Below are 8,864 nucleotides of genomic sequence, written 5' to 3' on the forward strand. Positions count from 1 at the left end.
AGTGGCGATGATCAGAGCGCTTCTTTGCCGGTCTCGCCGGTGCGGATGCGAACCACCTGTTCGAGCGAGGTGACGAAAATCTTGCCGTCGCCGATCTTGCCGGTGCGCGCGGCACCTTCGATGGCTTCGATCACCCGGTCGACCAGGTCGTCAGACACGGCTGCTTCGATCTTGACCTTGGGCAGGAAGTCGACCACGTACTCCGCGCCGCGGTACAGCTCGGTGTGGCCCTTCTGGCGGCCGAAGCCTTTGACTTCGGTCACGGTGATGCCTTGGACGCCCATGCCGGAGAGTGCTTCACGCACTTCGTCCAGTTTGAACGGCTTGATGATGGCTGAAACCATTTTCATGCTGCTATTCCTCTTCTTGAACAGGAGGGTGATGAGACCGGATGGCCGACACCGGGAGGTGAAACGAGTTCGGTATGCCCGGGAGCAAACCAATCACGGTGAGCTGACTGCCGCATGGAAAACCACGCTTCGAATCAATCGCTTACAGGACCTAGCAGGGAATATGCCAACTTTGCGACGCCCTACCCGGTGGGGTTTGTTGGTCCAGTGACCACTACAGTGGCCGGCGCGGGGGTGAACAGGTGCCCAAAGTCATCCAACGGCGCCATCCACCACCCGAGCGGGTCCGCACCTTCCGGGTGCGCACCAAACAAGTGCCTGCACAAAAAGCCGTCTGGCCCCGTGGCTGACGAAAAACACGCACCGAAACAGGGAGTGAATTGCGATGAGTCTGTCTTTGGTGCGCAGCCGCGCCCTGCTCGGCCTGGACGCTCGGCCGGTGCAGGTCGAAGTCCACCTCGCCAACGGCCTGCCCAGCTTCACGCTGGTGGGCCTGGCCGACACCGAGGTGAAGGAAGCCCGCGAACGCGTGCGCTCGGCCATCGCCAACGCCGGGCTGGAGTTCCCGTCCAACAAGCGCATCACGGTGAACCTGGCGCCGGCCGACCTGCCCAAGGACTCCGGCCGGTTCGACCTGCCGATCGCGCTGGGCATTCTGGCGGCCAGTGGCCAGATCAGCGCAGCGCGCCTGGCAGACTGGGAGTTTGCTGGCGAGTTGTCGCTCGGCGGCGAACTGCGGCCGGTGCGCGGCGCGCTCGCGATGAGCTTGGCCCTGCACCGCGACGCCGGGCCAGAAGCCACCGCCGCGCGCCTCGTGCTGCCGCCGGGCAGCGCCGAAGAAGCCGCGCTGGTGCCGCAGGCCCGGGTCTACCGAGCTCGCCATCTGCTCGATGTGATTGCCCGCTTCGCGCCCGAGAACGCAGCCGCGGCCGAACCGCCCGATGACGGCGGCTGGGCGCGCCTGAGTGCCCAGGCCATCGCCCACGCCCCATTGGCCACCGATCTGGCCGACGTCAAAGGCCAGGCGGCGGCCCGGCGCGCGCTGGAGATCGCCGCGGCCGGTGGGCACAGCCTGCTGATGCTGGGGCCGCCCGGCTCGGGCAAATCCATGCTGGCCCACCGCTTCGCCGGTTTGCTGCCACCCATGGGCACGCTCGAGGCACTGGAATCCGCGGCCGTGGCTTCCCTGGCCGGGCGGTTCGAACTGGAGCGCTGGGGCCAGCGCCCCACCTGCGCGCCGCACCACAGCGCCAGCGCCGTGGCGCTGGTGGGCGGCGGCTCGCCGCCCCGGCCGGGCGAAATTTCGCTCGCGCACCACGGCGTGCTGTTCCTCGACGAGCTGCCCGAGTTCCCCCGCGCCGCGCTCGAAGCCCTGCGCGAGCCGCTGGAGAGCGGCCACATCCGCATCTCGCGCGCGGCCATGCAGACCGAATTCCCGGCGCGCTTCCAGCTGGTGGCGGCCATGAACCCCTGCCCTTGCGGTTTTCTGGGCCACCCCACCCAGGCCTGCCGCTGCACGCCCGACCAGGTGTCGCGCTACCAGGGCAAGCTCAGCGGTCCGCTGCTCGACCGCATCGACCTGCATGTGGAAGTGCCAGCCTTGCCGCCCGAGCACCTGCTCACCCACCGCATGGGCGAATCCAGCGCAGCCGTGCGCGAACGCGTGGTCGCCGCGCGCGACCGTGCGCAAGCAAGACAGGGCATGGCCAACCAGTCGTTGGCGGGCCGGGCGCTGGACCAGCATGCGCTGGCAGAGCCCGCCGCGCTCCAGTTCCTGCACACCACGGCCGCGCGCCTGGGCTGGAGCGCGCGCGGCACGCACCGCGCGCTGCGGGTGGCACGCACCATAGCCGATCTGGCGGGCGCCCGCGGCGTGAGCGCTACCCACCTGGCAGAAGCGGTGCAGTACCGGCGGGTACTGAAGAAGACCGGCGCCTGATCCGGGCGGCCGGCCCGAAACCCCTGGCCCCGGGCAGTGGCGAAGCAACTGGTATGGTTTCCGGTTTCCCCCTTTGCAAGCAGGAGACCACATGACCTACCCCAACACCCAACTCTTCATCCACGGCCAGTGGCGCGACGCCGCTGCTGGCGAAACGCTGGCCGTGTTCAACCCGGCCACCGGCAAGGAGATCGGCCGCGTGGCCCACGCCCGCCAGGCCGACCTGGACCTCGCGCTGGACGCCGCGCAAAAGGGCTTTGAAGTCTGGCGCGACAAGCCCCCCATCGAACGCGCCAAGGTGATGCGCGCTGCCGCGGCATTGATGCGCGAGCGCGCCGGCACCATTGCCGCGCTGTTGACGCAGGAACAGGGCAAGCCGCTGGCCGAGGCCAAGGGCGAAGCCATGGCCGCCGCCGACATCATCGAATGGTTCGCCGACGAAGGCCTGCGCGTTTACGGCCGCATCGTGCCTTCGCGCGGCAACCTCGCCATGCGCCAGATGGTGCTGAAAGACCCGGTGGGCCCGGTGGCCGCGTTCACGCCGTGGAACTTCCCCATCAACCAGGTCGTGCGCAAACTCGCCGCGGCTTTGGCCACGGGCTGCTCCATGATCGTGAAGGCACCCGAAGAAACCCCGGCCGCGCCGGCCGAACTGGTGCGCGCCTTTGCCGACGCCGGCCTGCCTCCGGGTGTGCTGGGTCTGGTCTACGGCACGCCAGCCGAGATCTCCAGCTACCTGATCGCGCACCCGGTGATCCGCAAGATCACCTTCACTGGCTCCACGCCGGTGGGCAAGCAACTGGCCGCGCTGGCGGGCCAGCACATGAAGCGCGTGACCATGGAGCTCGGCGGGCACGCGCCGGTGATCGTGGCGGAAGACGCGGACGTCGCGCTGGCGGTGAAGACCGCCGGCGGCGCCAAGTTCCGCAACGCGGGGCAGGTGTGCATCTCGCCCACGCGTTTCCTGGTGCACGAGAGCATCGCCCAGGAGTTCTCGGCGGCGCTCGTGAAACACGCCGCCGGCCTGGCCGTGGGCGACGGCTCGGCCGAGGGCACGCAGATGGGACCGCTGGCCAACCCGCGCCGCGTCACCGCGATGGCCGAGTTCACCAAGGACGCCGTGGAACGCGGCGCCACGCTGGCCTCGGGCGGCGAGCGCATCGGCGAGGCCGGCAACTTCTGGCAGCCCACCATCCTGACCGACGTGCCGCTGGACGCGCGCGTGTTCAACGACGAGCCCTTCGGCCCCATGGCCGCGGTGCGCAGCTTCAAGACCCTGGACGAAGCCATTGCCGAAGCCAACCGCCTGCCCTACGGTCTGGCCGGCTATGCCTTCACCAGCTCGCTGAAGAACGCGGACCTGCTGGCGCGGCGCGTGGAGGTGGGCATGCTGTGGGTGAACATGCCCGCCATGCCCTCGGCCGAAATGCCGTTCGGCGGTCTCAAGGATTCGGGCTACGGCTCCGAAGGCGGCCCGGAGGCGATGGACGCCTACCTGAACGCCCGCGCCGTGTCGATCATGAACGTCTGAAGGAGAACCACCCCCCGCGCCGCTGCGCGGCTCCCCCCCCCCTCTCTCGCCTTCGGCGGGAGGGGGGGCGACACCTGGGGCCAGCGGAGCCGGACCCGCGGTGTCTCTGGATGGCGCTGCTTCGGGCGGGACGGGTCTTGCTCCGGCGATGAGTGATCCGCATCAGCCCTTGTTTGGGCCCAGCTTGTTCGCGAACGCCACAACGAGCGCGGACATGAAGAAGAACCCCTGCAGTTCCAGGCGCCAGCCTCCGGTGTTGGCGATGTCGAACCAGTGGCCCATGTGCGCCAGGCCCACGGCGAACGCCATGTTGATGGCGATCACCAGCGCGGCAGGCACCACCCACACGCCCGCGAGCAGGAACAGCGGCGCGATGAACTCACCCAGATAAGCGCCATACGCGAGCACGCCCGGCAGGCCCTTGGCCACCAGCATGCCCTCGATGCCACTCACACCCCCGGTCACCTTGGCCCAGCCGTGGAAGATCATGAGGATGGCGAGCGTCCAGCGCAGCAGGATCACGCCGAAGCGGGGTTGGTTGAAGAGGTTGTTGATGGCGTTCATGGAAGGTCCTTGTGCGTTGAAGAGAGAGAGGCCTTGTGGCTGAGCGCTTTGTACAGGAATGGGTTCCATGCTCTCAAAAGAAACACAAACGTGCGGCCTGTGCGCGTGGGTGAGCTGCGCCTGGTGAGGACCCGATCGCCGCTGGCCGCTTGAGGTCAGGGATGTTCCGCGCGCACCGTGCCCTCACGGCGCGACCTGTTCGCGTGTCAAGCTGAACTACTGCGGGCGCAGTATCGACACCAGGCCTCTCCCTTCGAATACTGCGCGGCTTCTGCTGAATAAAAAATGGGGAGGGGTACATGAAGGAATGGCTGATCGGCCTGATGTGTGTCGTGGGTTGTGTGCAAAGCGCGGCCTCGACCGGGCCAACATGGTGCTTCTATCAACAGGCCGACATGGAAGCGGAATGGGCGCCATACCTGGGTTCCGAACCTATCGACACAGCGTTTGCGCGAGATGCGCTAGCGAACCTAAAGGAATACCAAACGGGACAAAACTGGGAGCAGCACGAGCTTGAAACGCCTGAAAGCATCCTCAAACCACGGCAAGGAACTACCACGTATTCGGACGGGAGCACGACGTCATATAGACGAACCGTGGTCAAAAGGCCTGATGGTTATTGGAGCCGAGCGTCTGAAGGATACCCGTGGGTCTACGACATTTCACTGTATCGAACTGAGAGCGTCCAGACGAAATGCACGCCCAGTGGAGGATGCACGACGGAGTCGTACAGCGGAGATTGGGCCGAATGCATCAGCCGCGAGTTTGTGCCCTATCGAATTGCGATAGAGACCAGCCGGCTGCAGGTGAAGCCCAGCCTGGAGCCCGTCAAATTCAAGTTCACGGTGACCCATGGCGGACTTCCGGTGCGCGAGAAGGAGGTGCCGCTGTATGAGCTTCTGAAACACTGGGGCTCGCACGGCAGCTTCGAAGCCGTCCCCACCCCGGGCAGACCGTGGGGTGGCTACACCAACAAGCAAGGACAGATCGAGCTCGCCTTCCGCCCCAAGGCGCTCAAGCCCGTCACGATCCCCATGTCCTTCACCTGCGAACACTGCGAGAACAGCGTGGATGCCTGGGTAGTCATGCAGCAGGAAGTCGTGATCGGGTTTTTTAATGGGGTGGCGAATACGGATGAGGCTGCGCAAGACAGCTTGAAACGTCTTGAAGTCGAATTCGGTCCCAAGCATGAGGATTCGCCACTCAAGTACGCTCAGTTCTACAACCAGACCGCCTGTGGGGCCGGTGCGCTGGGCAAGCTCTCGTGCCTGGAAGACGTGGCCGAGGTGTTCGAGCAGCGCAGTCGCGAACTCGGCGGTGTGTTCACCAACCGCTGGGAAAGCTTCTGGGACATCCTCGCCGGGCGACACCAGCAAGACACCTCTTTCACAGGTCGCCTGATCGGCCTGCTTGGTGACGGCGGCAAAGCCCTCTTGATGTGGGTGGACGGGGCCGCCAGCGCCATGCTCAACCAGCTCACCAGCGGTTTTCTCAAGCTGTTGACCCTGTTCATCGACTCACCCACCTACGAAAACCAGGCCGACCACCTGGGGCGGCTCACGCGCTACGCCGACGAAGGCAGCGGCCTGCTGCTCGTGGCGCATTCGCAAGGCAACCTCTTCGTGAACAGCGCCGTTGATGCGTTGAAGGCCGTCAACCCCGATGCTCAGGTGCAGGTGGTGCACGTGGCCCCGGCGTCCCCCACCCTGCGGGGCGACTATGTGCTGGCAGACATCGACCTCGTCATCAACGGGCTGCGCCTCACCGGCCTCAACAGCGTGCCGGACATCAACATCAACCTTCCCCTGAGCAAGATCGACCCTACCGGCCACAGCTTCGAACCCACCTACCTCGACAAGGCCCGTGCGGCCTACAGCCGCACCATCGGCACGATCACCACCAGCCTTGCCGCGCTCACCCAATGAAAGGATTTCCCATGTCCCTCAGCCAAACGTCTGTTGCCCTGGCCGCCATCGTCTTCAGCCTCACAGCGTGTGGCGGGGGCGGTATCAAGTCCGAGCCGTCGGAGTCTTTGACGCTGGCCCAACAAATCGACATGCTGGAGAAGACCGGACAGTTGCCGCTGCTCGATCGCTCCAAAGACCTTCGAGGTCCGGACGCGGACAACAACGGCATTCGCGACGACATCGACGCCTGGATCACGGCCCAACCGATCACCGACCCTCAGAAGAAGGCGGCCCAGCAAATGGCTCGCGTACAGCAGGCGAAGATCCTGGTCGACTTGAGTGACAAGTCCGCTTTACAGATGCTTGGAGATCAGTCCATGAGAGCCGTGAGCTGCCTCGTGGACGTCTTCAAGCCTGACGTTCAGAAGGGTTCGGATTTTAGGGGCCATCTCGAAGCGATGATGGCCAACACCAAAGAGCGTGCCAAACAGTACCTCGCCTACAACCGAGCAGTTTCGGGTAGTTCAGGCCGATTGCCCAAAGGCAACACCTGCGAGCCATGAGCTACCGCTGTTTGCCATTTGTGAAAGCGTGCGTACTGGTGCCGTTGATCTCGGCCCTGTGCGCCAACGGAGGCGGCACCTCAACCAGCGAATCGCGTGCATCGTCGAACTCCACGACTGTCGCACTGACCGAACAAATCAAGGCCTTGGAAGACAGCGGCCAATTGCCCAAGCTGGACCGCTCCAGCGATATCAAGGGCCCTGACGCGGACAACAACGGCATCCGCGATGACATCGACGCCTGGATCACGGCCCAACCGATCACCGACGCTCAGCAGAAGGCGGCTCAGCAAATGGCTCGCGTACAGCAGGCGAAGATTCTGGTCGACTTGAGTGACAAGTCCGCCTTGCAGTTGCTTGGAGATCAGTCCATGAGAGGCGTGAGTTGCCTCGTGGATGTGTCCAAGCCCAACAACCAACAAGGCTACGACCTCATTGACAAAATCGAGGCCCTGACGGCCAACACCAGAGAGCGGGCCAAACAATACCTGGCCTACAACCGCGCCCGTTCAGGCAGCGTCACCGAGCTTCCGTCCGGCAACACCTGCGAACCCTGAAGCAAACCCCTTGCCACGCGCAGCGTCAGAGGTTCGGCGCCAGCCAGCGCTGCAGTTCCTTCTCAGCCACCGCGCTGCGCTGCGCCAGATCGGCCACCTGGTCGTCGCCGATCTTGCCGACGTTGAAATAGGTGCTCTCGGGGTGGCTCAGGTAGAAGCCGCTCACGCTGGCCGCCGGCGTCATGGCCAGGCTTTCGGTCAGCGCCATGCCGATGTCTTCGCACTGCAGCAGGTCGAACATCGGACGCTTGACCGAGTGGTCCGGGCACGCGGGGTAACCCGGCGCCGGGCGGATGCCCTGGTACTTTTCCTTGATGAGTTCCTCGTTGCTCAGCGCCTCGTCGGCCGCGTAGCCCCAGAGGTCGGTGCGCACCCGGTGGTGCATGCACTCGGCCAGACCCTCGGCCATGCGGTCGGCCAGGGCCTTGAGCATGATGGCGGAGTAGTCGTCGTGGTCGTCGATGAACTGCTTTTCCTTCTTCTCCACACCCAGGCCCGCCGTGACGGCGAACACGCCCACGTAGTCGTTGGCCACACCCTTGGGTGCCACGAAGTCGGCCAGGCACCGGCTGGGCCGCATCACGCCGTCGACCTCGAAGCGCTCCGTCTGCTGGCGCAGGCCATGCCAGGTGAGCGCCACTTCGCTGCGGCTCTCGTCGGTGTAGAGCTCGATGTCGTCGTCGTTCACGCTGTTGGCCGGGTACAGGCCCACCACCGCGCTGGCGCTGAGCCAGCGGCCTTCGATCAGGCGCTGCAGCATGCGCTTGCCGTCGCTGAACACGCGCCGCGCTTCTTCGCCCACCACCTCGTCCTTGAGGATCTCCGGGAACGGGCCGGCCAGGTCCCAGGTCTGGAAGAACGGCGCCCAGTCGATGTACTTCACGATCTCGTTGAGGTCGAAGTTCTTGAACACGCGCTTGCCGATGAAGCGCGGCTTCTTCGGCTCGAAGGCGTTCCAGGCTATCGGGGTCTTGTTGGCGCGCGCCTTGGCCAGCGGCCACAGCGGCACCTGTTTCTTGTTGGCGTGCTGGGTGCGCACCTTGTCGTAGTCGGCGTTGAGCTCGGCGATGTACTGCGCTGCCTGGTCGGAGAGCAGGCCCTGCGCCACGCCCACGCTGCGCGAGGCGTCGGGCACGTAGACCACCGGGCCGCTGTAGTGCGGCGCGATCTTCACCGCGGTGTGCACGCGGCTGCAGGTGGCGCCGCCGATCAGCAGCGGGATCTGCTTCTCGCGGAAATGCGCGTCCTTCTCCATCTCGCCGGCCACGTACTGCATCTCTTCCAGGCTGGGCGTGATCAGGCCGGAGAGGCCCACGATGTCGGCGCCCTCGGCCTTGGCCATGGCCAGGATCTCGTGGCAGGGCACCATCACGCCCATGTTCACCACCTCGTAGTTGTTGCACTGGAGCACGACGGTGACGATGTTCTTGCCGATGTCGTGCACGTCGCCCTT

The 8,864-nt window shown here is 65.3% G+C and carries 8 protein-coding genes; 5 read left to right on the top strand and 3 right to left on the bottom strand.

Annotated features, from left to right (window positions below; all coding sequences use genetic code 11):
* Positions 1–11 precede the first annotated feature (11 nt).
* Positions 12–350 carry a P-II family nitrogen regulator gene (gene glnK, locus V6M63_RS23135; RefSeq protein WP_056264790.1) on the bottom strand — a complete coding sequence of 113 codons (339 nt, stop codon included), beginning with the start codon at positions 348–350 and terminating at the stop codon, positions 12–14.
* Positions 351–735: 385 nt separating this feature from the next.
* Between glnK and V6M63_RS23140 the strand changes: the two genes are divergently transcribed.
* On the top strand, positions 736–2,289 hold the full coding sequence (locus V6M63_RS23140) for a YifB family Mg chelatase-like AAA ATPase (RefSeq protein WP_332745750.1): 1,554 nt from the start codon (positions 736–738) through the stop codon (positions 2,287–2,289).
* A gap of 91 nt (positions 2,290–2,380) precedes the next feature.
* On the top strand, positions 2,381–3,820 hold the full coding sequence (locus V6M63_RS23145; RefSeq protein WP_332745752.1) for an NAD-dependent succinate-semialdehyde dehydrogenase: 1,440 nt from the start codon (positions 2,381–2,383) through the stop codon (positions 3,818–3,820).
* Between the two features lie 162 nt (positions 3,821–3,982).
* Here V6M63_RS23145 and V6M63_RS23150 read toward each other — a convergent pair whose 3' ends face one another.
* The gene (locus V6M63_RS23150) at positions 3,983–4,384 is read right to left on the bottom strand and encodes a DoxX family protein (protein ID WP_332745754.1); all 402 of its coding nucleotides are present in this window, start codon (positions 4,382–4,384) and stop codon (positions 3,983–3,985) included.
* 299 nt (positions 4,385–4,683) lie between these two features.
* Here V6M63_RS23150 and V6M63_RS23155 point away from each other — a divergent pair, with 299 nt between their 5' ends.
* Genes V6M63_RS23155 through V6M63_RS23165 form a run of 3 tightly spaced genes read left to right on the top strand, consistent with a single transcriptional unit; the run spans position 4,684 to position 7,411 of the window.
* Positions 4,684–6,309 carry a hypothetical protein gene (locus V6M63_RS23155; protein WP_332745756.1) on the top strand — a complete coding sequence of 542 codons (1,626 nt, stop codon included), beginning with the start codon at positions 4,684–4,686 and terminating at the stop codon, positions 6,307–6,309.
* 11 nt (positions 6,310–6,320) lie between these two features.
* A complete protein-coding gene (locus tag V6M63_RS23160; RefSeq protein WP_332745758.1) occupies positions 6,321–6,854 on the top strand; it encodes a hypothetical protein in 534 nt (177 codons plus the stop codon).
* Positions 6,851–7,411, top strand: coding sequence for a hypothetical protein (locus tag V6M63_RS23165; protein ID WP_332745760.1), 561 nt, complete (start codon positions 6,851–6,853; stop codon positions 7,409–7,411). The genes V6M63_RS23160 and V6M63_RS23165 overlap by 4 nt, the downstream gene beginning before the upstream one ends.
* Positions 7,412–7,436: 25 nt before the next feature.
* Here the strand turns inward: V6M63_RS23165 and V6M63_RS23170 are convergent.
* Positions 7,437–8,864 (bottom strand): vitamin B12 dependent-methionine synthase activation domain-containing protein (locus tag V6M63_RS23170; RefSeq protein ID WP_332745762.1); only part of this gene is annotated, 1,428 nt, incomplete at its 5' end.

It is taken from the genome of Hydrogenophaga sp., assembly GCF_036675665.1.
GTDB lineage: Bacteria > Pseudomonadota > Gammaproteobacteria > Burkholderiales > Burkholderiaceae_C > Hydrogenophaga.